This is a genomic window from Arthrobacter sp. SLBN-100 (genome assembly GCF_006715305.1).
Lineage (GTDB): Bacteria > Actinomycetota > Actinomycetes > Actinomycetales > Micrococcaceae > Arthrobacter.
In genome coordinates, this window is the sequence record NZ_VFMY01000001.1 from 1,166,869 (window position 1) to 1,189,252 (window position 22,384).

At 67.1% G+C, this 22,384-nt stretch carries 20 protein-coding genes; 6 read left to right on the forward strand and 14 right to left on the reverse strand.

Annotated elements, in window-relative coordinates; genetic code table 11:
- Positions 1–45: 45 nt before the first annotated feature.
- Positions 46–702, forward strand: a complete 657-nt coding sequence (locus tag FBY31_RS05410; RefSeq protein WP_142037826.1) for a phosphoribosyltransferase — start codon at positions 46–48, stop codon at positions 700–702.
- Between the two features lie 266 nt (positions 703–968).
- Here FBY31_RS05410 and FBY31_RS05415 read toward each other — a convergent pair whose 3' ends face one another.
- Complete coding sequence (locus FBY31_RS05415) at positions 969–2,300, reverse strand: MFS transporter (protein WP_142037830.1); 1,332 nt, start codon at positions 2,298–2,300, stop codon at positions 969–971.
- A gap of 245 nt (positions 2,301–2,545) precedes the next feature.
- On the opposite strand from FBY31_RS05415, the gene FBY31_RS05420 reads away from it, so the two are divergent.
- On the forward strand, positions 2,546–3,280 hold the full coding sequence (locus FBY31_RS05420) for an IclR family transcriptional regulator (protein WP_142037833.1): 735 nt from the start codon (positions 2,546–2,548) through the stop codon (positions 3,278–3,280).
- A 19-nt stretch (positions 3,281–3,299) separates the two neighbouring features.
- Here FBY31_RS05420 and FBY31_RS05425 read toward each other — a convergent pair whose 3' ends face one another.
- The 4 genes from FBY31_RS05425 to FBY31_RS05440 form a co-directional block, all read right to left on the reverse strand.
- A complete protein-coding gene (locus FBY31_RS05425; RefSeq protein WP_442858164.1) occupies positions 3,300–4,673 on the reverse strand; it encodes an MFS transporter in 1,374 nt (457 codons plus the stop codon).
- A gap of 144 nt (positions 4,674–4,817) precedes the next feature.
- Positions 4,818–7,922, reverse strand: coding sequence for an AAA family ATPase (locus FBY31_RS05430; RefSeq protein ID WP_142037836.1), 3,105 nt, complete (start codon positions 7,920–7,922; stop codon positions 4,818–4,820).
- Positions 7,919–9,136 (reverse strand): exonuclease SbcCD subunit D, encoded by a 1,218-nt coding sequence (locus tag FBY31_RS05435; protein ID WP_142037839.1) that lies wholly within the window; start codon positions 9,134–9,136, stop codon positions 7,919–7,921. Before FBY31_RS05435 ends, FBY31_RS05430 begins: the two co-directional genes overlap by 4 nt.
- Before the next feature lie 67 nt (positions 9,137–9,203).
- Entirely contained in the window at positions 9,204–10,097 is an 894-nt protein-coding gene (locus FBY31_RS05440; RefSeq protein ID WP_142037843.1) for an aquaporin, read from the reverse strand.
- A gap of 174 nt (positions 10,098–10,271) precedes the next feature.
- Between FBY31_RS05440 and FBY31_RS05445 the strand changes: the two genes are divergently transcribed.
- Complete coding sequence (locus tag FBY31_RS05445) at positions 10,272–11,354, forward strand: ADP-ribosylglycohydrolase family protein (protein WP_142037846.1); 1,083 nt, start codon at positions 10,272–10,274, stop codon at positions 11,352–11,354.
- 16 nt (positions 11,355–11,370) lie between these two features.
- Here FBY31_RS05445 and FBY31_RS05450 read toward each other — a convergent pair whose 3' ends face one another.
- On the reverse strand, positions 11,371–12,381 hold the full coding sequence (locus FBY31_RS05450) for an exonuclease domain-containing protein (RefSeq protein ID WP_142037849.1): 1,011 nt from the start codon (positions 12,379–12,381) through the stop codon (positions 11,371–11,373).
- Between the two features lie 145 nt (positions 12,382–12,526).
- Between FBY31_RS05450 and FBY31_RS05455 the strand changes: the two genes are divergently transcribed.
- Entirely contained in the window at positions 12,527–13,321 is a 795-nt protein-coding gene (locus FBY31_RS05455; protein WP_142045086.1) for a VTT domain-containing protein, read from the forward strand.
- A 124-nt stretch (positions 13,322–13,445) separates the two neighbouring features.
- On the opposite strand, the gene rdgB is transcribed toward FBY31_RS05455, so the two are convergent.
- The 6 genes from rdgB to clpS all read right to left on the reverse strand — a co-directional run bounded on the left by rdgB (position 13,446) and on the right by clpS (position 17,763).
- Entirely contained in the window at positions 13,446–14,093 is a 648-nt protein-coding gene (gene rdgB / locus FBY31_RS05460; protein ID WP_142037852.1) for an RdgB/HAM1 family non-canonical purine NTP pyrophosphatase, read from the reverse strand.
- Positions 14,090–14,848, reverse strand: a complete 759-nt coding sequence (gene rph, locus FBY31_RS05465; protein WP_142037855.1) for a ribonuclease PH — start codon at positions 14,846–14,848, stop codon at positions 14,090–14,092. Before rph ends, rdgB begins: the two co-directional genes overlap by 4 nt.
- Before the next feature lie 59 nt (positions 14,849–14,907).
- Positions 14,908–15,705: an MBL fold metallo-hydrolase gene (locus tag FBY31_RS05470; protein WP_142037858.1), complete on the reverse strand. Its 798-nt coding sequence runs from the start codon at positions 15,703–15,705 to the stop codon at positions 14,908–14,910.
- A complete protein-coding gene (murI, locus tag FBY31_RS05475) occupies positions 15,702–16,715 on the reverse strand; it encodes a glutamate racemase (protein WP_442858165.1) in 1,014 nt (337 codons plus the stop codon). Before murI ends, FBY31_RS05470 begins: the two co-directional genes overlap by 4 nt.
- 105 nt (positions 16,716–16,820) lie before the next feature.
- A complete protein-coding gene (locus tag FBY31_RS05480) occupies positions 16,821–17,387 on the reverse strand; it encodes a DUF2017 domain-containing protein (protein WP_142037861.1) in 567 nt (188 codons plus the stop codon).
- The gene (gene clpS, locus FBY31_RS05485) at positions 17,380–17,763 is read right to left on the reverse strand and encodes an ATP-dependent Clp protease adapter ClpS (RefSeq protein WP_142037864.1); all 384 of its coding nucleotides are present in this window, start codon (positions 17,761–17,763) and stop codon (positions 17,380–17,382) included. The genes FBY31_RS05480 and clpS overlap by 8 nt, the downstream gene beginning before the upstream one ends.
- 450 nt (positions 17,764–18,213) lie before the next feature.
- Between clpS and FBY31_RS05490 the strand changes: the two genes are divergently transcribed.
- Entirely contained in the window at positions 18,214–19,542 is a 1,329-nt protein-coding gene (locus tag FBY31_RS05490) for a nicotinate phosphoribosyltransferase (protein ID WP_142037867.1), read from the forward strand.
- Positions 19,542–20,180, forward strand: a complete 639-nt coding sequence (locus FBY31_RS05495) for an isochorismatase family protein (protein ID WP_142037870.1) — start codon at positions 19,542–19,544, stop codon at positions 20,178–20,180. Before FBY31_RS05490 ends, FBY31_RS05495 begins: the two co-directional genes overlap by 1 nt.
- A gap of 50 nt (positions 20,181–20,230) precedes the next feature.
- Here FBY31_RS05495 and FBY31_RS05500 read toward each other — a convergent pair whose 3' ends face one another.
- Together FBY31_RS05500 and FBY31_RS05505 are read right to left on the reverse strand one after the other, a co-directional pair.
- Positions 20,231–22,006, reverse strand: a complete 1,776-nt coding sequence (locus FBY31_RS05500) for a DEAD/DEAH box helicase (RefSeq protein WP_142037873.1) — start codon at positions 22,004–22,006, stop codon at positions 20,231–20,233.
- Positions 22,006–22,338 (reverse strand): DUF3039 domain-containing protein, encoded by a 333-nt coding sequence (locus tag FBY31_RS05505; protein WP_373427016.1) that lies wholly within the window; start codon positions 22,336–22,338, stop codon positions 22,006–22,008. Before FBY31_RS05505 ends, FBY31_RS05500 begins: the two co-directional genes overlap by 1 nt.
- Positions 22,339–22,384 lie beyond the last annotated feature (46 nt).

A 22,384-nucleotide genomic window follows, 5' to 3' on the forward strand; every position in this document is an offset into this window, starting at 1 on the left:
CGGCGGTAGGCTGAAAGGGAGGGCTGGAACAGCCGGGAGGGCCACATGGATATGCGTTTCGAAGACCGCACGGAGGCCGGCGAGCGGCTGGCTGCAGTCCTGACGCAGTTCCGCGAGCGGCCCGGCACCGTTGTCCTGGGCCTGGCCCGCGGCGGAATCCCCGTGGCGGCGGCAGCAGCCAAAGCCCTGCACCTTCCGCTCGGTGCAGTCCTGGTACGCAAACTCGGCATCCCCGGACACGAGGAAACAGCGTATGGAGCGTTGGCGTGGGCCCGCGGGCGCATCGTGCGCCTGCTCAACAAACCGCTGCTGGACCGGGTCCGGGAACATGGCGTCCGCGACGAACTCCTGCATCAGGTGGAGCAGCGCGAACATGATGAACTGCTCCGCCGCGTGAACCTCTACCCCGGGACAGACCAGGAAATTTCAGGCAAAACCGTCCTGCTGATCGACGACGGCCTGGCCACCGGCGCCACCATGAGGGCCGCCGTCGAGGCCGTCCGCGAGGGTGGGGCGGAGAAGGTGGTGGCCGCCGCTCCCGTAGGCTCCATTGAAGCGGAGGCATCCGTGGAGCGGGTCTGCGACGCGGTGCTGTGCCTGGCCCTGCCGGGCAAATTCCGTGCAGTGGGCAGTTTCTACCGGCACTTCGAACAACTGACGGACGAGGACGCGATCAGCTTCCTGAAGCAGAGCAGCCCTTGACGACGGCGGGACCAAGAAGGTCCGGGCCCGCCGTCGTCAGCGAGGGAATGGTGGGTGGGTCCACGTCGCCGGTGTTCCTTGACTGGGTGGGCCCACGCCGTCAGGGTTCCCTGGCCGAAGCGAAGCGAGGTTAGGGGAATGGTGGGTGGGCCCACGCCGTCAGGGTTCCCTGGCCGAAGCGAAGCGAGGTTAGGGGGACGGTGGGTGGGCCCACGCCGTCAGGGTTCCCTGGCCGAAGCGAAGCGAGGTTAGGGGGACGGTGGGGATTAGTGGTGGCTGACGCCCAGCGGCCGGCCCTTGGTTTCCTTGGCCAGCAACACACCGACGGCCGAGATGACGCACAGCACCATGATGTAGATGCCGATGGATCCGGTCCACTTGGTGGCCTGCAGCAGCGTTTCGGCTATGGTGGCGGCGAAGGCCCCGCCCAGGATGGCGCCGAATGCATAGCCGATGGAGATGCCGGAATACCTGACATTGGCCGGGAACATCTCGGCATACATGGCGGACATGGGGCCGTAGGAGAGCCCAAGGCCGATGGTGAGGACGAACAGCGCCAGGCCGTAGAGCAAAATGTTCCTGGTATCGATCAGGGCAAACATGGGAATCATCCAGGCGAAGACAATCGCGTAGCCGGTGAGGAAGGTCTTGACCCGGCCAATGCGGTCAGAGAGCCAGCCGCCCACCAGCGTGAAGATCAGCCAGCCAAAGGATGCCAGCGTGGTGGCCAGGAGGACCTGGGGCGTGGGCATCTGCAGCGTCCGGGTTGCGTAGGCGATAAAGAAGGCAATCAGCAGGTACCCGGCGGCATTGTTGCCGATGAAAATCATGGTGGAGTACAGCACCGGCTTCTTGTGGCTGCGGACCAGTACACCCAGGGGCGCCTTGCTTTCCTGCTTCCGCAAGGCCATCTCCTGGAAGACCGGGCTTTCGGCGACGGCACGCCGGATCAGGTAGCCCACCACGATGAGGACGATGGAGAGCAGGAACGGCACCCGCCAGCCCCAGGCGGCGAAGTCTTCCTTGGACATGCTGGTGTTGAGGAAGAAAAGCAGGCCGGTGGCCAGGATCATGCCCACCGGCACGCCGATCTGCGGGTAGGCACCGAAGAGGCCGCGCTTGTTCAGGGGCGCGTGCTCCACGGCCATCAGTGCCGCGCCGCCCCACTCGCCGCCAGCGGAGAAGCCCTGGACGATCCGGAGGAGGATCAGCAGGACAGGCGCCCAGGCCCCGATCTGGGCGTAGGTGGGCAGCATGCCGATGAGGGCGGTGGCGGCACCCATCATCACCAGGGTGAAGACGAGCATCGCCTTGCGTCCCAGCCGGTCACCCAGGTGGCCTGCCACCACGGCACCCAGCGGCCGGAACAGGAAGCTGATGCCGATCAGGGCGAAGGAGAGGATCTGCGCCAGGCCAGGGTTGGACTGGTTCAGCGGTGCCAGGAACAGGGGTGACAGCAGCGTTGCCGTCAGCTGGGCAAAGATGAAGAAGTCATACCACTCGATGGTGGTGCCGACCAGTGTGCCGGCCAGGACTTTGCGCTCCTCCCGGCGGGTGCTGGGACCGGAGAGTGTATCCACTTTGGAAGGTGTGGTCATCGAAACTCCATTGTTTATTGGCAGCAAGGCTGCCGGGACGCCTTCAGGATTACCGACAGAACGGTCAGTTAGTTAGTAGGGTACTACGAAAATGTGAGACAGGACACGCATTGCGGGACTTTGCTGCCCGCGGGACTTTTTTGGCACAGCAGTTCTACCGCGTCCGGAGCGCTCCTGCGCTGGGGCTGGTTCTATAAATGAACTGACGCTTCGCTATCCGGACGCTGCAACCTAGGATGGACAGCATGACTTCCACCGCTGCAGCCCCTGCCGGAGGGGCATCCGCGCAGGCTTCGCCCTCCCAGACGCTGTCCCGGGGCATCCGCGCTTTGGAGATCCTTGCTGCAGCGCCAGGCCCCCTGACCATTGCCGAACTCGCCGACGCAATGGGCGTCCATCGGTCGGTTGCCTACCGGATCCTGCGCACGCTGGAGGACCACTCGCTGCTGGTCCGTGATGACGCAGGACGGGTCCAGCCCGGTCCCGGCCTGGCCGTCCTGGCCCGCGGCGTTTCGAGGAACCTGCAGGGCGCCGCCCTTCCCGAACTCACACACCTGGCCAACACCTTGGATATGACTGCATTCGTGGCGCTGTGGGACCACCACGACTGCATCACCCTCGTCACCGTAGAGCCTCGGCACTCCGGAGCCACCGTGGCTCAGCATCCCGGCACCCGCCACCCCATCAATGCCGGAGCACCCGGCATTGCCATCCAGTCAGCCCTGACGGAAGCCGAGTGGGACCGCCTTGAGACAGGCATCCCGTACCGACCCGAGGCTGCCGAAGCCCGCCGTACTGGATACTCTGCCAGCCACGATGAGGTTATCGCCGGCGTTTCGTCGCTGGCGGCACCGGTGCGGGTTCCGGGCGGGCGGCCGGCAGCGCTCGCCGTCGTTTATATCCGGTCAGCCCACGACCCCTCTGCGGTGGGCAAGGCACTGGTGGAAAGTGCGGCCAGAATCGAACGCCAGCTGGCCTGAGCGCGGCGGGCAGCAGGGTTCAGGCGCGGCGGCGTCGAACTACGACGGCGGCCGCGGCACCGAGGAGCGCAAGTATGGCTGCCGCGCAGGCAGGGACGAGGAATGCCGCGCCGTAGCCGTGGTCCTGGGCCAGCCGGCCACCAACGGCTGAACCAATTGCTGTACCGGCCACGATTCCGCTGGCCAGCGCAGTCATCACGGTTCCAAGCCGTCCCGCCGGGGCCACCACCCCGCCTACGGCAAAGACGGTGACCATCACCGGTCCCACCGGGATCCCCAGGACCAGCAGCACCACCACCATTGAGCCCAATGACGCAGGCACCAGCAGGAGCACGGCCAGCGCTGCCATCAGCACAGCAGACGCGACCCAGCGCCAGGACAGGCTGAAACGCTGCGGCCAGTAGGCAACCGAGAGGGCCGCCGCGGCGGAGCTGAGCCCCATCACGGCATACAGCAGTCCGGCGATTTCGGAACTGGCATAGTGGGCGGAAAAGGAGCTTAACGCCGCCTGTGCGGAGCCGAAGAACGTGCCCATGCAGACCATTGCCACCACCGGAACGGCAACGGACGCGGGCAGCCTGCGCCTGGCTGTTGTTTGTCCCACCGGCGGAGCCGGGCGTTGTCCTGCCGGGACTGCCGGGAGGCGGGTCACCGGGACCGCCCGGTGGGTGCGGTGCGCTGCGAAGGCCGGCACCAGCGTGATGGTCATGGCTGCAGCCAGTGCAAGCGGCAGCCAGGGTGCCAAGAGGCTGGCCAGGATTCCCACGAGCGCCGGGCCCAGCACGAAGGTGATTTCATCGGCAGTGCTTTCGTACGACAGTGCGGTGTCCAGGTCGCGACTGTTGCCTGGTGCGCTCCCCTGCGACGTCAGTGCCATCCACCTCACCCGCGCCAGCGGTCCCACCTGCGGGGAGCTTGCCCCTGAGAGGAACGCGGCGGCCAGCACTCCGGCAGCGAAACTTCCCGCCGTCGCCAGGACACCGGCTGCAAGGATTAACGCCACCACCGCGGCTGTGTTGAGGGCAGCTGCGACGAGCAGCACGGGGCGCTGGCCGCGCCTGTCCGCCAGGGTCCCCAGCACCGGGGCGCCCAGGGCAGACCCGATGCCCACTGCCCCTGCCGCCGTACCGCCGAGTGCGTAGGAACCACTGCTCGAGGTAACCAGGGTCAGGGTTCCCACCGTGAGCATGGCCAGGGGAAGGCGGGCGAGGAGACCCAGCGGGATAAAACTGCGGCCGGCAAGTTGCGGTAGCCTGGCGAACCGGCTGCCGGAGACGCTTTCCCGGCCGGTGGAAGAACGGCCGGTGCCGGGGGAAGAATCCGGTACGCCGGGGTCGGGGGCCTGCCGCGACGACGAAGGCTGGCCAGGAGTAAGGGAGGTCGAAGATTTCAATTTCGGGCTCGTTCATTCATGCGCATCGTCCCTCCTCCCGATGCGCCGAACCCGGTAACCGTCCAAGTATATCGGCCGTTCCCGTTATCCGTGCGTGGCTGCGACACTCCTGGCCGATGGCTGTATCCACTCCTGTCGGCCGGATCAGACCGGAGTGTCCAGGGCCTCGGATATCCGCAGAGTGGAGCCGTTGCGTCCTTTGAGCACCTGGAGCTGCATACCGATCCGCTGCTTCATCTCCGGTACGTGGCTCACCAGGCCCACAACCCTGCCGCCGTCCCGCAGGCCTTCGAGGGCGTCCATCACTTGTTCCAGGGACTGCTCGTCAAGACTGCCGAACCCCTCATCCACAAAGAGCGTTTCGATTTCCACGCCGCCGGACTCCTGCTGGACCACGTCGGCCAGTCCGAGTGCCAGGGACAGGGACGCCATAAATGATTCGCCGCCGGAGAGCGTGGACGTGTCCCGGCGGTGGCCGGTCCATTGATCCACCACTTCCAGGCCCAGCCCGGACTTCGCACCGCGTGCTGCTTTCGCGTCGGTGTGCTGCAGGAGGTACCGGCCGTCGCTCATGGCCACGAGCCGTTCCGAGGCGGCCAGGGCCACCTGCTCCAGCCGCGCCGCGAGCACGTAGCTGTTCAGGCTCATCCGATACGTATTGTCACCGCGGCCGGCTGCCGCGTCCGCCAAACCGGAGAGCATGCGGGCATGCTCTGCAGGGCCGCGGGCGGAGCCGGCAAGTTCGGAATACTTCGCAGCGATGGTGGTCAACGACTCAAGGCAGCGCGATGCCAGGCCCACCGCCAAGTCCGCGTCGCGTGCCTCCTGCAGGGCAGCGGCTGCATCAGCCTGCAGGGCCGGAAGCTGCCGGTGGTCGGGTTTGATTCCTGCGGCCGTTTCTTCCAGGGCGAGCACCACCTCATTCGACGCGAAGAGTTCGGCAACCCGGGCAGCCTCGTCCTGGACGGACCGTATTTCCGCTTCGAGGGCAGCAGCTTCATTGCCGGGAAGCAAGTGTCCCCTGGCTTCCTCAGCAGAGGTAAACCCGGATTCCGGCAACGCCAGCTCCAGCTGCTCCCGGGCTTCCGCAGCCTGAACTCCTGCGGTGACAAGCGCAGCCTGGGCTTCGACCGCTTTGGACAGCATGGCCGCCGCGTTTTCCAGGGCGCGCAACCGTTGGGCGAGGCTGCCGTGCCCTGCCCGCAGGCCGGCCAATGCCTGGTCAAGCGACGACGACTGTTCGGCCAGGTCAGCAAGGGAGGACACTACTGTGGCGAGCTCGGCCTCAGCGGTGGCCCGGGACGCCTGGGCTATGGCGATGCCGGCTTCGAGTGCTTCAAGCCGCGCACGGGCGGCCGCGAGTTCCCTGACGGCCTGTTCGGCGTCGGCCGCGGCCCCGCGCGCTTCCTCAGCCCCGGCGACGGCTTCTTCCATGGCAGTCTCGCCACCTTGGCCGGCCAGGACCGCCACCAGTTGGTTTGCCTCGGCCAGCCTCTGGCTGGCACGAGCGAATTCAGCCTCGGCGGCCTCATACAGCTGATGGGCTGCCTCCTCGTCCTGTTCAAGTCCGGGACCGCCCCCGTCACCTACCGCCGGCGAGGGATGCCGGGCGCTGCCGCAAACCGGGCACTCTTCCCCCTCGACCAGCTTGGCTGCCAGCTCGGCAGCCGCGTTGGCCAGCCGCTGCTCCCGCAGATCGAGCCAGCGCTGTTTGGTCCCCAACTGGTTCTCGCGCGAATGGCCGTGATCCAGCTTCGCGGCATCCCGTGCCGCCACAGCCGCACCGTAGCGCCGGACCACGTCCAGCAGTTCGCCGGCTGCAGTTGCTTCCTTCGCGCGCAGGGCAGCTGCCCCGGCCCGTCCTTCCAATGCTTCCAGGCCGGAGGTGAGGCGCATCCGTTCGCCGAGAAGATCCCCCACGCGGCGGTCCAGCGCGGAATTGGATGCTGTGAGTTCCTGCTGTTTTGCCGTTAACTGCTGGTGCTTTGACCGGAACGCCTTCAGCCGGTCTTCGTCCGGAAGCCTCGCCTCCACAACAGCCAAGAGGGACCGGAGCCGGTTCAACTCATCCGCGGCGCCGGGGACCAATGCCGGTCCGTCGGCGTCCAGCCTGGCATGGTGCGCGGAGTCCAGCTCCAGCTGGCCGAGTTCCGGATCTTCGTCGGCAGCGAGGCGAAGCAGGGTGAATGCTGATTCCATCGCGTCAGCCGCCCGCCGCGCTTTGCCAGCCGCCGCGTCCACGCTGCGCAGCTGCCCGGCGAGAACTTCCGCCTGGCGGTGACGGCCAAGCCGCAGGACCAGGTTCTCCAGCCGCGGCAACGCTTCCTGCACGGCGGCCTGCCTGGTGGTTGCCTCCTCCAGCCTGCGGTGCCGGGCCCGGAGAGCAGTCTCCACTTCAACGGCACGAATCCGTTCCTGGCTTGCCGACTCCGCAGCCAGCGCCAGCTCCGAGAGTTCGTGCTTCCGTTCGGCAGCACCTTCCTTCAGCCACTCGAGCCGGGACGATATGGTGTCCGGCCCCGGATTATCGGCCGCTGGCGTATCCCTGGCCGGCCGGTCAGTCTCCCTGAACAACAGTGTTCCTGCTTCTGACTCCGCCCGCGCCGCCAGGAGTTCCAGTTGGCCGCTGAGGACGGCTACCTCCTCCTTTGCTGCCTGCGCCTGCCGCGAGAGTTCCTGCTCCACGGCTTCAAACCGCTCGGTGCCGAAGAGTTTCTGCAGAAGCTCGAGCCGGTCCGTGGCCTTGGAGCGCAGGAAGGCGGCGAAATCACCCTGCGGCAGCATCACTACCCGGGTGAATTGCTCACGGTCCATCCCCAGCAGGGCGAGTATCTCTGCGCCGGCCTCGTCATTGCGCGCGGACTTCTCAACCCATGCCCCGTCCACACGCTCACGCAGGAGGGTCTTGGCCTGTTGGGTGGTAAACCCGTTTTTGCCCCTGGCGCTGGGCTTTTCCCAGGCGGGCGACCGGGTCACCTCAAAACGGCGGCCCTGGGCGGAGAATTCACAGCTCACTGCGGGTTCCTGGCCGGGTTCGGCGTGGTCGCTGCGGAGCCGCTTTCCGTCCTGCCGTGCTCCCGGCACTGAACCGTACAGTGCAAAGCAGATGGCGTCGAGCACGCTGGTTTTACCCGCGCCGGTGGGCCCGTTCAGCAAGAACAGGCCATGCGCGCTCAGGGTGTCGAAGTCGATTTCCTCGGTGCCGGCAAAGGGACCGAACCCGGAAATGCGGAGGCGGTGGATCCTCACAGCGAGGCCTCCTGCAGCCGGACGATTTCCAGGGCGGCGGTGAGCGCCTCCTTTTCGGCGTCATCCGGAACCCGGCTGCGGACATGTTCCAGGAAGCCGCAGCATACGGCGAGGTCATCCGGGGCTTCAGCCAGCCTGCTGCTGTAGGTGGAAGCGGTACCGGCAGGGCCGCCCTCGGGGTCGAAGTTGAGGACCAGGGTGTCCGGAAAACGTGTGCGGAGCTGGTCCATCGCCCGGGCGGGACGCTGGGTGTCGGTCAGGGTCACCTGGCAGTAGGCAGTTTCGGCCCACGAATATTCGGCTGAATCGAGCAGTTGGGACAAGGGCCCGCGGAGCACCGCCAAAGTGCGCGGGGCGTCCCACAGGACTTCCTGCACTGCTGTCACGCCGCCGGCATCGATGTCGATGAGCCATGCCCCTTTCTGGTGCGACGCTTCGGAGAAGGAGTATGCCAGCGGCGATCCGGAATACCGGACCTGGGGCGACAGGCACTGCCGCCCATGCAGGTGGCCCAAGGCGGTGTAGCTAAAGCCGTCAAAGAGATCCAGCGGAACCGCCCCGACACCACCGATACTGAGGTCACGTTCACTGTCCGAGCTGATCCCGCCGCTGGCAAAGGTGTGCGCCAGCACCACCGAATGCACCGTGGCCGAAGCCGAGCGCCGTGCGATGTCCTGCCGGATCAACTCTGTTGCCGCCCGGGTCACCTCGAAGTGGCTGGCAGTCTGTACGCCCAACTGGTCGGCCACAAGCCGTGGCTCCAGCCAGGGAATGCCGTAAATGGCCACCACAGCCTCGCCGCCGGCAAGGGCACCCCCATGCGAACCGGCAAACCCGTCCCCCGCAGATGCTCCGCCGGCAGGCAGCAGCAGGGGCTGGTCGAGATTGTCCAGCCTGGTCCGCAGGTGCACCCCGCCGCGCTCCAGCAGCCGCGAGGCGAAGCCCAGGCGGATGGCGGAGTCGTGGTTTCCGCTGGTCAACACCACCTGTGCTCCTGACGATGTCAGCCGGACCAGGGCATCGTCCAGGAGATGCACCACATCCACGCCCGGGAGGGCGCGGTCATAGACGTCGCCCGCAATGAGCACAACGTCCACGGCATGCCGGACTACTGCGTCCACCAGCTGGTCGACGAAGGCGCGCTGCGCATCCAGCATCCCGACGCCGTGGAAGGACCGGCCCAAATGCCAGTCCGAAGTGTGAAGTAACCTCATGTTTCTAAGCTATCGGCTGCCACTGACAGTTCCGGCATCCCCCGCAGCGGCCGGCGGCATGCCAGGGTCAGCCACGCCTGCCATCGAAGAACTCCTGCGCTTCACTGGCTTCGGTATTTGAATCCTTGGCGGCCGGTTTTGGCGCGGTCGCCTCGGCCGCCCCCAGCTCATCATCGGCGGCTGCCTGGGCTTCCCCGGACGCGGCGGTGCCCGCGCCGAAGCTCCGGAATGCGAGCCCGGCGATAACGGCGCCCACCAGGGGAGCCGCGACAAAAACCCAGAGCTGCTCAACAGCCCATCCGGAGCTGAACACGGCGGAGGCAACGGCCCTGGCCGGGTTGAAGGGCAGGTTGCCCACGGACAGGCCCAGCTGCAGGAGCACGGCGAAGGACAGGCCAACAGCAACTGGCGCAGCGGAGCGGCCGTTCCTGTCCCGGCTGGCTGTCCCCAGGAAGACTGCGGTGATGATCGCGGCGCCGATCATCTCCAGCAGCAGCACGGCCGCCAGCGGCGCCTGGATGATGGAGTGTTCGGCGAAACCTGCGGCGACGGTGTCGAACGCCGTCCGGCTGTCCGCGATCCCGGGCAGCGTACGCAGGATCCCGTACAGGGCCAGCGCGGCCACCAGTCCCCCGGCCAGCTGGGCTGCGGCATAGGCGGCGGCTGCTCCCGCCCGGATCCGGCCGGCCACGAGGTGCCCGGCCGTGATGGCAGGGTTGAAATGGCCGCCTGAAACGTGGCCGAAAGCAAGCATGGCCGCGGTCACGGCGAGCCCGGCAGCGAGCGCGGCAGGCAGCGGGCCGGACTGCGGAATGCTGAACAGCGGCACGCCGAGCCCGGCAAGGGCCAGGAAGAAGCTGCCAAACGCCTCGGCCACCAGGCGTGGCAGAAGCCGTGGCTGGGCTGCTTCAGTTTCGGATGACTGAAATGCGTCGTAACGGGCCGGGAGCGGGGTGCTCATGGGGTGACCTTCGAGGTAGGCGGGGCGTGGAAGTGCGGACAGGCACCGGCGGACATTATTCCAGTGCAGGCTGTGCGTTCGCTGGACAGCGGTGCCAGCAACATTGCCGGGCATGCTCATGCTGTCGCCCGGCGGCGTCGGGCAGCCCTTGGCGGCCACGGTAAATTTGCAACCATGAGTATTGAGCCGGACGCTTCCACACCCTCCCTTAAGTCCCGTATCCGAGGCTGCCTCCTGGGCGGCGCGCTGGGCGATTCCCTGGGCTACGCGGTTGAGTTCGACACGATTGAGCAGATCCGCAGCCGCTACGGCACCGCCGGCCTCACCGGATTCGAGCCCCTTCCCGGTTCCAGCCAATTCTCCGATGACACCCAGATGACGCTCTACACCGTGGACGGCCTGGTGGAGGCCCTGGAGTGGGCGAACTCGGGCGTGGGCGCGGACGTCAACGCCTGCCTGTGGCTCGCGTACCTGCGCTGGTTTGCCACCCAGGGGGAAACAGCACCGCCGGCGGCTCCGGTCCCCCAGGCCCGCTGGATTGATTCCCAGCAGGTGCTCCACCAGCGGCGGCATCCCGGAAAGGCCTGCATCTCCGGACTCGCCACCGGGGAAATGGGCACCTCATCCCGGCCCGTGAACGCTGATTCGAAGGGCTGCGGAACGGTGACGCGTTCAGCTCCGTTCGGGCTCATCCCGCACATCACGCCCGACGCCGTCTACAAGCTAAGTGCCGACGCCGCCTCGCTCACGCACGGCCACCCGTCAGCCCGCCAAAGTGCGGGAGCGTTCAGCCTCCTCATCCACCGCCTGGTGGCCGGCGAGGGGCTTCGCGACGCGGCAGCCGGAGTGCTGGCCCATACGGCTGGCGTCGATGGCGTGGCGCCCGAGCTGCCGGAACGGCTGCAGGCCGCCCTGCGGCTGGCCGGAAAGGGCATCGTGACGCCCGAGGAACTGGTCCAGGCACTCGGCGAGGGCTGCGTCGCTGAGGAAGCCCTCGCCGTCGCGCTTTACGCCGTCCTGGCCACGCTCCCGGATGCTGGTACAGCGGAACCTGCCCGGCACTTCCGTGATGCTGTGGCGCTGGCCGTCAACCACAGCGGCGACAGTGATTCCACCGGCTCCATTGCCGGGAACATCCTCGGCGCCTTCTACGGCGAAGCCTGCCTGCCTCCCCAATGGCTTGAGGCGTTGGAAGGGCCTGACGTTATCCGCGGCATGGCAGACCTGCTGGTGGGGGTTACCACCGGCGAAGGCTGACGTCACAGGATTGGGGTCAGGCGCTGACGGCTCCGGCGAAACTTCCCACCATCTGCAGGAACTCACCCTCGGAAAGAACCTCGATGGCCTGCCCCCGCCCGTGGAGCTCCAGCACCCGGCGGGCCTTGCCGGTGAGCCTGCCGGAACGGAGGTCCGAGGCCACAAAGCCGTCCCCCACCACCAGGACCGTGGTGCGTGCCGTGACCCGGCTCTCCGGCCGGGCACCGAATTCGGCAGAGCGCTGCTTCGCTTCGGGCCGGCCAATGGAAAGCTGGCCGGTGAAAACCACTGTTTGGCCGTAGAGCGGGTGGCCGGGCTCTGCCTGAGGATTGGGCTCGGGGTTTGCTCCTTCTTCCGGCCAGCCGCCCTGGAAGGGCCGGACCAGCCCTGCACGACTGCCTGCGGCAGTGGAGAGGGCAGCGAGGCTGGCTTTCGACAACGTGTCCCGTGCGGGGTCGAAGGCTTCCTGGCGGGGCATCACAAGCCCCAGTGACAGGTAGAGTTCGGCGATGCTGTTGGCCCCGTTGCGGCCGGCTATGTCGACCAGGATGCCGGCGCAGGCACGGGCGTCTTCGGCGGCGTCGTGGTGCTTGACCAGGGGAACCCCGGCCTCTTCGGCGGCAAAGGGGAGGGAATTGGACACCAGCGAGTAGCAGCGCCGGGACAGCATCACGGTGCAGACGTAGTCGTAGGCCGGGCCGGGGAGCCCGGACACCTCCAGTCCGGAGCGGATCACGCCGAGATCAAAGGCGGCATTGTGCGCCGCAAGGACGTCACCGCCAATGAACGCGCCGATCTCGGGGAAGAGCTCCCCAAACCGGGGCATCCCCGCGACGTCGGCGGCAGTGATGCCGTGGATCCGGACGTTGTGGTAATCGAAGTGGTCGTGGCTTGCCGGCGGGCGCATGAGCCATGATGCTTCCTCGACAACCTTGCCGCCCCGGACTTTCGTCAGGCCTACCGAGCAGGGTGAGCCCCGAAATCCGTTGGCAGTTTCGAAGTCGATCGCCGTAAAGTCCAAACCCACGGGCCCCACCTTACCGCCGGACCAACTCCTTCCCATGCCAGCCGCGCGGCCCTGTCACGGATATCACCCCGTCCCGGCCCGGACCTCCCCCGCCACCGGGAGGAAGAGGCACGTCCAGTACCCTTGAGGAGTGAACTTTCCTGTGATAAACGACTTCGCTGTGTCCATGCTGGGCGGCGCGGGACCGGTGCAGCCACAGTTGGCCTCCTTCCTGCCCGACTGGCTGAACCCCCAGGTCTTCCTGGCTGATCCTGCCCTGGCACCCTGGGTGGTCCTGCTTGTTTGCGGCATCGTCTTCGCGGAAACCGGGCTGCTGGTGGGTTTCTTCCTGCCGGGCGACTCGATGCTGTTCACCGCGGGCCTGCTGGTAGCTACGGACACCATCAAATTCAACGTGTGGCTTCTCGCGCTGCTGATTGTTGTGTCGGCCATCGTGGGCAACCAGACCGGTTACCTCATCGGATCCAAAGCCGGCCCCGCAATCTTCAACAAGCCCAATTCCCGCCTCTTCAAGCGCGAGAATGTTGAGAATGCCCACGCCTTCTTCGAAAAGCACGGCGGCAAAGCCCTGATCCTTGCCCGCTTCGTCCCGATCATCAGGACGTTTGTCCCGGTCATTGTGGGAGTTGCGCAGATGAGCAAAAAGAAGTTCTTCCTTTACAACGTCATCGGTGCCTTCCTCTGGGGCGGCGGCGTGACGCTCCTGGGGTACCTGCTGGGCGACCGGGTCCCTTGGGTCCGGGACAACCTGGACATCATCTTCATCGCGATCGTCCTGGTCTCGGTTCTGCCCATCGGCGTGGAGGTCCTCCGCGGCATGTCCGCCAAGCGCCAGGCAAAGACCTACGGCACCGATCCGGTGGACGAGTTCATCGAGGAGCATGCGCCCGAGGAAGAGCACCGGACGCCCCGCCACGTCAAGGGAACGCGGCCCGAGTAGCAGCGGGTCTGCTGCTAAAAGACCGCGGCTAAAAGAAGGGTGCGCTCCAGGCTTCGGCCAGGAGCGCACCCTTCTGTGTAGGCAGGCTTCCGCAGGTTCCGTTGAGGCCCCCGCAGGTGCCCGCTCAGCGGTCCTGCAGGGCCTCGACGATGGCCGGCAGGAGCGCCCGGAACGCCTTGCCGCGGTGGCTGATCGCGTTCTTCTCGCCGGCGGACAGTTCAGCACAACTGCGGTTCTCCCCCGCAGGCTGCAGCACGGGGTCGTAGCCGAACCCGCCCTCGCCCCGGGGTTCACGCAGGAGGACGCCCTCCAGCTGCCCGTACTCCACCACCGTGCGCCCGGAAGCCCCGTTTGCCGCAGGGACCGCCAGTGCGGCCGCGCAGACAAAAGCGGCGCCGCGGTGGGCGTCCGGGACATCGGAGAGCTGGTCGAGCAGCAGCCGCAGGTTCGCGGCGTCGTTTCCGTGGCTCCCGGCCCACCGGGCCGAGAAAATGCCGGGTGCTCCGCCCATCACATCCACGGCGAGCCCCGAATCATCGGCGATGGCCACGAGGCCTGTCGCTTCGGCGACGGCCCGCGCCTTGAGCAACGAATTCTCGGCGAACGTCACGCCCGTTTCGACGACGTCGGGGGCACCTGCCGCAGCAGCGTCCACCACCTGCGTGTCGACGTCGAGCCCTGGCACCTGCCCCCGGAGCAGTTCACGGAGCTCCCGGAGCTTGCCCTTGTTGTGTGTCGCAAGAACCAGCCGCGGGGATGCCGCGGCGTTCACAGGGTGTCTGCCAGGGTTTCGCGCTGGATGGCCGCAAGCTGGGTGGTGCCGAGCAGGGCCAGGTCCAGGAGCTGGTCCAGTTCCGCGCGGTCAAAGGGCGCACCTTCGGCGGTCCCCTGGACCTCCACGAACTTGCCCGCGCCGGTGACCACCACGTTCATGTCGGTTTCCGCCCGGACGTCCTCCACGTAGGGCAGGTCCAGCATGGGTACGCCGTCGATAATCCCAACGGATACCGCTGCGATGGTGTCAATCAGGGGCTGGGCGTTCTTCGCGATCAGCTTGTTGTCGCGGGCGAACCGGATGGAGTCCGCAAGCGCTACGTAGGCGCCCGTGATGGCTGCAGTCCGGGTTCCGCCGTCGGCCTGCAGGACGTCGCAGTCCAGCACGATGGTGTTCTCGCCCAGGGCCTTGGTGTCGATGATGGAGCGCAGGGAGCGGCCGATAAGCCTGGAAATCTCGTGCGTGCGGCCGCCGATTTTGCCCTTGACGGATTCGCGGTCGGACCGGGTGTTGGTGGCACGGGGCAGCATGGCGTACTCGGCCGTGACCCAGCCGCGGCCCTCCCCCTTGAGCCAGCGCGGCACACCCGCGGTGAGGGAAGCGGTGCACAGGACCCGGGTGTTGCCGAACTCGATCAGGGCCGATCCCTCGGCCTGGTTGGACCATCCACGGGTGATGCTGATGGGCCGGAGCTGGTCCGGGGCGCGGCCGTCGGCGCGCACAATGGGCACTGCAGTTGCTTCAGAAGTCATGCCTTTAGCTTATCCACTGCCGGAGGTACGGGTGTCCGGGGGAAGGGTGCGCAGGGACGCTAGATGGTGTAGTGTACCCCGGCGACGGCCACGGCCACATCACCGGGAAAAACCGGACGGGCCTCCGCCATCACGGTTGTCTGCGACGTCCACACTGGAATGTGCGTGAGCAGGAGCCGGCGGGCACCGGCAGCCGCAGCGGCTTCGCCGGCCCGCTTGCCGGTGAGATGGACGTCCTTGATGCCGTCATCCCGGCCTTCTTCAAACGCCGCTTCACAGAGGAACAGGTCAGCGTCCTTGGCGGCCTCCTCCAGCCCTGCGCAGGAGTCCGTGTCACCGGAGTACGTCAGCGTCTTGGCGATCCGGTTGCCTCCCTTGTCCGGCTCCACCACTTCCACCCGGAGGGCGTAGCACTCCTCGATGGGATGGTTTACCGCAAACGGTGTCACGGTGAAGGGACCAACAGTCACAGGCTCGCGCTCGGCCCAGTTGGTGAAGTCGAACTCCTCGCGCATGCCCGGGTCCAGTTCCAGGCCGTAGGCGGTGGCCATCCGGTCAGCCGTGGCGGCCGGTCCCCAGACCGGGATCCGTCCCCTGCCCCAGCCGCCCGGCTTCCACCGGACGGCCACGTGCAGGCCGCAGAGGTCCATGCAGTGGTCGGGGTGCAGGTGGGTGAGGAAAATCGCGTCGATGTCCTCAAGGTCGGTGTACCGCTGGATGGCGCCCAGTGCACCGCTGCCCAGGTCCATCACCACTTTCCAGGTCCGCTCGCCGTCGTTGGCAGTCAGGAGGTAGCAGGACGCCGGGGAACCCGGCCCGGGAAAGGACCCGGTGCAGCCGACGATGGTGAGCTTCACTGGCCCGGACCCCCGGCGACGGAACTGCCCACGAAGTTGGAGATCCGCGGGCGGGCGCCGGCGCGTTGCGCTGCCGCGATCATTTCCGGGGTGATGCGCGCCAGGCTTCCGGTGGGATACTGGGCCGCTACGTGGTCCACGTGCCGGACAGAGAGGACTTCGGGGCCGAGGAACCTGCGGGCCAATGCCTCAAACTGGCCGGCATCCCCGGTTGCCACGAAGTGGTGTTCGGGCGGGGCGGTTTCGGTGCGCTGCAGGCCCTGGGTGGCCAGGGCCCGGTACACGTCCTTGGCGGTTTCCTCCGCGCTGGACACCAGGGTGACGTCCGCTCCCATCACGTAGGAGATGACGCCGGTCAGCAGCGGGTAGTGGGTGCAGCCCAGGACCACGGTGTCCACGCCGGCGGCCTTGAGCGGGGCGAGGTACTCCTCCGCGACGGCCAGCAGGGCCGGCCCGGTGGTGATTCCGGCCTCGACGTAGCTGACGAATTCCGGGCAGGCCACCGAGGTGATTTCCAGGTCCGGGGCGGCGGCAAAGGTATCCTCGTAGGCCCGCGAGCCCACGGTGGCGGACGTGCCGATCACGCCCACCCTTCCGCTGCGGGTGGCGGCAACGGCGCGCCGCACCGCGGGCTGGATGACCTCGATGACCGGGATGCCGTACTTCGCCGTATACCTCTCCCGGGCGTCGCGCAGCACAGCGGCCGACGCCGAGTTGCAGGCTATGGTGAGCAACTTGACGCCGGAGTCCACCAATTCGTCCATTACGCCCAGGGCGTTCGCCCGGACCTCGGCGATGGGCAGCGGACCGTACGGCCCGTGCGCGGTATCCCCTACATAGAGGATGGACTCATTGGGGAGCTGGTCGATGATGGAGCGCGCCACCGTAAGGCCGCCCACCCCGGAATCGAAGACACCGATGGGCCGGGATTCCACGGCGGCGGCCGGCAGGTCGCTGGCTTCGGACCCTGTTGCTTCAGCTGACGGGTCCATGCTCGAGGCTGTTGTCATGATTATTCGAGGATAGGTCTTCCCCGGAGCCTCAGCCATCATCTTGTGGCCTGCGGCTCATGTCTAATTTGTCACACGGCTCACATGGAAGGCCCCGGCCACCGCTCAACGGCGGGTGTCCAGCGACTGGAGCATGGCCTGGACCAGCGATTCCTGCAGCCAGGTGGCGAAGTTGTAGACCAGGGCCAGGTAGCTCTCCACATCCTCGGCCTGGGACCAGTCCTGCATGAGGTGGACGTGCTCGGCGTCCTCTTCGTCCTGGATGTCCAGGCGTTCGGCCAGGACCAGCCGGACGTCGTTCAGTGCCATCGACCAGTGCCGGGCTCCCTCCGGGCTCAGGACGATCTCATCCTTGTCCAGGTCCAGCGCCGCGGCGCGGAGGGCTCCGATCTTCGTCTCCCGCAAGGACCGCTCGGTGAGCTGGCGGAACTCAAGGGAGGCGCCGTCGTCGTTCTTCATGACGTTGGGAAGGAGCCGCTTCATTGCCCTGTCCGCGGGCTCGGCAACGTCCATGTCGAGGCCGATCATGGCGGCCAGCGGATCCTGGCCTTTTCGCTCCTCCGGCTGAAGCATGGAGATGACATCGTCGATGAGGCTGCGCAGCAGCTCCCGCTCGGCGGGCTCCAGGTAGCCGGTGATGCCTTTGAGCCCGTACTTGAACGCCTTAGCCACGCTTCCCCTTACCCTGGCCGGACCCGCCGGACTTGCCCGAATTGCCGCCCGATCCGCCGCTGGCCTTCTCCACCGTGGCCCACAGCCCGAAGCCGTGCATGGCCACCGCGTGGCGCTCCACCTGTTCCTTGCTGCCGTTGGCAACGATCGAGCGGCCTTTTTTGTGGACCTCCATCATGAGCTTGTTCGCTTTGGTCTCCGAGTAGCCGAAGTAGCTTTGGAACACGTAGCTGACGTAGCTCATGAGATTAACGGGGTCATTCCAGATCACCAGGTTCCAGGGGATGTCCGGTGCGGCCAGCAAGTCGGTGGACTCCGCCGTGCCGGTCCGGGTGCCCTCCTGCGTATCAGGGCCGAGCGCAACGCTTAAGGTCATCTGTCCATTCTATGGGGATGGTGGGCCGACGCCGGCGAGGGCCCCGCGGCGAAGCGAAGCGAGACGTGGGAGCCGGTGGGTGGGGCCACGCCGGCGAGGGCCCCGCGGCGAAGCGAAGCGAGACGTGGGAGCCGGTGGGTGGGGCCACGCCGGCGAGGGCCCCGCGGCGAAGCGAAGCGAGACGTGGGAGCCGGTGGGTGGGGCCACGCCGGCGAGGGCCCCGCGGCGAAGCGAAGCGAGACGTGGGAGCCGGTGGGTGGGGCCACGCCGGCGAGGGCCCCGCGGCGAAGCGAAGCGAGACGTGGGAGCCGGTGGGTGGGGCCACGCCGGCGAGGGCCCCGCGGCGAAGCGAAGCGAGACGTGGGAGCCGGTGGGTGGGGCCACGCCGGCGAGGGCCCCGCGGCGAAGCGAAGCGAGACGTGGGAGCCGGTGGGGACTAGAGTGACTTTCGTGAGCACCTCAGCCGGCTGGGACCATCCCCGCACGTCCTTTTACACCGACCACTATGAGCTGACCATGCTGCAGGCGTCGCTCCATTCGGGCGCCGCGCACCGCAAGTCCGTCTTCGAGGCCTTCGCCCGGCGGCTCCCGGACGGCCGGCGCTACGGCATTGTGGCAGGGACCGGCCGCCTGCTGGAGGGCATTGCGAACTTCCGGTTCGGGCCGGCGGAACTGGATTTCCTGGCCCGCACAAAGGTGGTGAACGAGCAGACGCTGGAGTACTTGGCGTCCTACCGTTTTACCGGTGATATCTGGGGCTATCCGGAGGGCGAGGCCTATTTCCCGTACTCCCCCATCCTCATCCTCGAGTCCACCTTCGCCGAAGCCTGCATTCTGGAGACCTACCTGCTTTCGGTCCTCAACCACGACAGCGCCATCGCGTCCGCCGCCTCGCGGATGGTCAGCGCCGCCGGCGGCCGCCCCTGCATCGAGATGGGTTCCCGGCGCACTCACGAGGAGGCGGCAACCGCGTCCGCGAGGGCAGCCATCATTGCCGGGTTCGACAGCACGTCCAACCTTGAAGCCGGCATCCGCTACGGGGTCAAGACAGTGGGCACCGCCGCCCACTCCTTCACGCTCCTGCACGACACGGAGCGGGACGCTTTCGAGGCACAGATCGCGTCCCTCGGCGAGGGCACGTCCCTCCTGGTGGATACGTACGACGTCGAAAAGGCCGTACGTGCGGCCGTGGACTTGGCGGGCCCACGCCTGGGCGCTGTCCGGCTTGATTCCGGGGACCTTGTGGCGCAGGCCCAGTGGGTGCGCCAGCTCCTGGACCACCTGGGCAACGAGAACACCAAGATCGTGGTCACCTCGGACCTTGACGAATTTGCGATTGCCGCGCTGCAGTCCGCGCCGGTGGATTCCTACGGCGTAGGGACGTCGCTGGTCACAGGATCCGGGGCCCCCACCGCCAGCATGGTCTACAAGCTGGTCAGCCGCACGGACAACGACGGGAACTTCGTCTCCGTGGCCAAGGCCGCCAAGAACAAAGCCAGTGTGGGCGGCCGCAAGTACGCCCTGCGGAAGCTGGACGAACGGGGCATTGCCACCTCCGAGGTGGTGGGCGTGGGCCGCCGGCCGGAGGATGACGGCAACGACCGTCCGCTGCTGCACCAGTTCATGAAGAACGGCGAACTGATGCCGGGCTGGACCGGCCATGAAGGCGTGGTCCGTGCCCGCCGCCGCCACGCCGAGACCATGGCTGAACTGCCCGCCGTGGTCAACCGCCTCCAGCGCGGGGAAGCAGCCATTCCCACCAGTTACGAGGAGAACTGATGTCCCGGGCCCTGATCATCGTCGATGTCCAGAACGATTTCTGTGAAGGCGGCTCCCTCGCCGTCGCCGGCGGCGCGGAAGTGGCCGGCGCCATCAGCGAATACGTGGACGCGCACCACAACGAGTTCGACCACATCGTGGCCACCCAGGACTGGCACATCAATCCCGGCAGCCACTTCTCCGATACCCCCGACTTCGTTGACAGCTGGCCGCCCCACTGCGTGGCCGGGACCCGCGGAGCCGAGCTTCACCCGGACCTGGACACCGAGTACATCGAGGCCTATTTCCAGAAAGGGCAGTTCGCTGCCGCTTATTCCGGCTTTGAGGGGTTGCAGGCACCTGAGGACGCCGTTCCCACCGGGGAGCGGCAGCCCGGCGCGCTGCCTGGTGCCGGCGAGGCGGACCGGCTCACGCCGGACGAAGACGCCATCGGTTTGGACGACTGGCTGCAGAGCAACGACGTCGAGGAGGTGGTGGTGGTAGGCATCGCCACCGACTACTGCGTCAAGGCCACCTCGCTGGATGCCGTGCAGGCAGGCTACTCCGTAACGGTCATCCGCTCCCTGACAGCGGGAATTGCCGATGACCTGGAGGAAACAATCGCCGAGCTGGAACTCGGCGGCGTGGACGTTTCCTGACCGGGCCTGTACGGGCCCGGGCAGCATTTTGTCCCCGGTTGCAGGGGCAGCTACTTGCGGCCGACGAACCAGTCCTGAAGCTTCCGCAGCCGGGACTGCAGCTGTTCCTCGTTCGCCTGGGCAACGGGCGGGCCGCCGCACACCGTGCGCAGCTTGGTATGCACCACCCCGTGGGGCGTGCCGGTCCGGGCTGACCAGGCCGCCACGTTCTTGGCCAGTTCGTTCCGGAGGTCCATCAGCAGCCGGTGGTCCGGGACCGCGGGCGCAGGAGCGGCCGCGGGAGCCTTCCGGTTCTTGCGGTTGAGCTGCTCATGCTGGCGCTGCCGCAGGAGTGTGCCCACCTGTTCGGCGTCCAGCAGCCCGGGAATGCCCAGGAAGTCCAGTTCGTCCTCGGAGCCCACCTCGCCGCCGGTCCCGAACTCGCCGCCGTCGAACAGGACACGGTCAAACGACGCCTGGGAGTCCAGGGCCTCGAACTTGCCCTTGGTCAGGCTGTCGGAGGCCTTGTCCTCGCGGTTGGCCTCGGCCATGAGCGAGTCTTCGGGATTGAACAGCCCGTCCCCGTCCTCCTTCTCCGGCCGGTCCAGGGCGTGGTCCCGTTCGGCCTCCATGGAGTTCGCCAGCGCCATGAGCTGGGGAACCGAGGGCAGGAAGACCGACGCCGTCTCCCCCCTTTTGCGTGCGCGCACGAAGCGACCCACAGCCTGGGCGAAAAACAGCGGGGTTGAGGTTGAGGTGGCGTAAACCCCCACAGAAAGGCGCGGAACGTCGACGCCTTCAGACACCATGCGGACGGCCACCATCCACCGTTTCTCGCTGGCGGTGAATTCCTCAATCTTGCTCGAGGCCTTGGCATCATCGGACAGGATGACGGTGGGCGACTCCCCCGTGATCCTTTTCAACTGTCCGGCGTAGGCGCGGGCGTCCTCGTGGTCCGTGGCGATCACCAGGCCGCCGGCATCGGGGACGGTGCGGCGCACTTCACTCAGCCGTTTGTCAGCCCCGGCCAGTACCGCCGGAATCCATTCACCTGCCGGGTTCAATGCCGTGCGCCATGCGTGGGACGTGATGTCCTTGGTCACCGCGGCCTCGCCGAGCGACGCCGCCATTTCCTCGCCGGCGCTGGTCCGCCAGCGCATCTGGCCGGAGTACGCCATAAACATCACCGGCCGGACCACGTGGTCCCGCAGGGCGTTGCCGTAGCCGTAGGTGTAGTCCGCCCTGGAGCGGCGGATGCCGTCCCGGTCCTCCGCGTACTCAACGAAGGGAATCGGGGAGGTGTCTGAGCGGAACGGCGTTCCGGTCAGCGAGAGCCGGCGCACCGCAGGATCAAACGCCTCGCGCAGGCCGTCGCCCCAGGAAAGTGCCTCACCGCCATGGTGGATCTCATCCAGGATCACCAGGGTCCGCGCGGCCTCAGTCTTAGCCCGGTGCAGCAGGGGCTTGCTGGCCACCTGGGCATAGGTGACGGCGACGCCGATGAAACCTCGGCCGTGCTGGCCGTCGGAGTTCTTGAAGTTGGGGTCGATGGCGATGCCAACCTTGGCGGCCGCGTCCGCCCACTGGCGCTTCAGGTGGTCAGTGGGCGCCACGATGGTCACGCGGTTCACCGTTCCGGAGTCGATCAGCGTGGATGCGACACGGAGCGCGAACGTGGTCTTACCGGCGCCGGGGGTGGCCACCGCCAGGAAGTCCCGCGGAGTTGTCCTCAGGTAGAGGTCCAGGGCTTCCTGTTGCCAGGCACGGAGTTTCGGGGCGGTTCCCCAGGCTGCGCGTTCCGGATAAGCCGGAGGCAGGGTGGGGCCGCCAAAGAGCGTCTCCGTCACTATTTGTTGTTGCCTGAGTCCCCTCCGGGACCCTTGCCGCCGTCGTTGCCCGGGCGGAGGCCGTCATAGACCTCTTTGCACATGGGGCACACCGGGAACTTCTGCGGATCCCGGCCGGGCGTCCAGACTTTGCCGCACAGGGCGATGACAGGCTCCCCGGTCAGCGCGGACTCCATGATTTTTTCCTTGCGCACGTAGTGCGAAAAGCGCTCCCGGTCCCCGGGCTCCACCTCTTGGCGCAGTTCCTCGCGCTCAATGGTGGCTGTGGACGTTCCAGCCCCGGAAAGCTCGCGCATCGGGTCGTTTTCGAGAGGGTCCGTCATGCTAGTCATGCGATCCATCTTAGCCGTTCCGGCGGCCGGACGTTCGACGCCGGGG

Bases quoted from the DNA above. Each gene is read 5' to 3' on its own strand.
- FBY31_RS05410 (WP_142037826.1), top strand. From the start codon at position 46: ATGGATATGCGTTTCGAAGACCGCACGGAGGCCGGCGAGCGGCTGGCT.
- FBY31_RS05415 (WP_142037830.1), bottom strand. From the start codon at position 2,300: ATGACCACACCTTCCAAAGTGGATACACTCTCCGGTCCCAGCACCCGC.
- FBY31_RS05420 (WP_142037833.1), top strand. From the start codon at position 2,546: ATGACTTCCACCGCTGCAGCCCCTGCCGGAGGGGCATCCGCGCAGGCT.
- FBY31_RS05435 (WP_142037839.1), bottom strand. From the start codon at position 9,136: ATGAGGTTACTTCACACTTCGGACTGGCATTTGGGCCGGTCCTTCCAC.
- FBY31_RS05440 (WP_142037843.1), bottom strand. From the start codon at position 10,097: ATGAGCACCCCGCTCCCGGCCCGTTACGACGCATTTCAGTCATCCGAA.
- FBY31_RS05445 (WP_142037846.1), top strand. From the start codon at position 10,272: ATGAGTATTGAGCCGGACGCTTCCACACCCTCCCTTAAGTCCCGTATC.
- rph (WP_142037855.1), bottom strand. From the start codon at position 14,848: ATGACTTCTGAAGCAACTGCAGTGCCCATTGTGCGCGCCGACGGCCGC.
- murI (WP_442858165.1), bottom strand. From the start codon at position 16,715: ATGACAACAGCCTCGAGCATGGACCCGTCAGCTGAAGCAACAGGGTCC.
- clpS (WP_142037864.1), bottom strand. From the start codon at position 17,763: ATGACCTTAAGCGTTGCGCTCGGCCCTGATACGCAGGAGGGCACCCGG.
- FBY31_RS05495 (WP_142037870.1), top strand. From the start codon at position 19,542: ATGTCCCGGGCCCTGATCATCGTCGATGTCCAGAACGATTTCTGTGAA.
- FBY31_RS05505 (WP_373427016.1), bottom strand. From the start codon at position 22,338: ATGACTAGCATGACGGACCCTCTCGAAAACGACCCGATGCGCGAGCTT.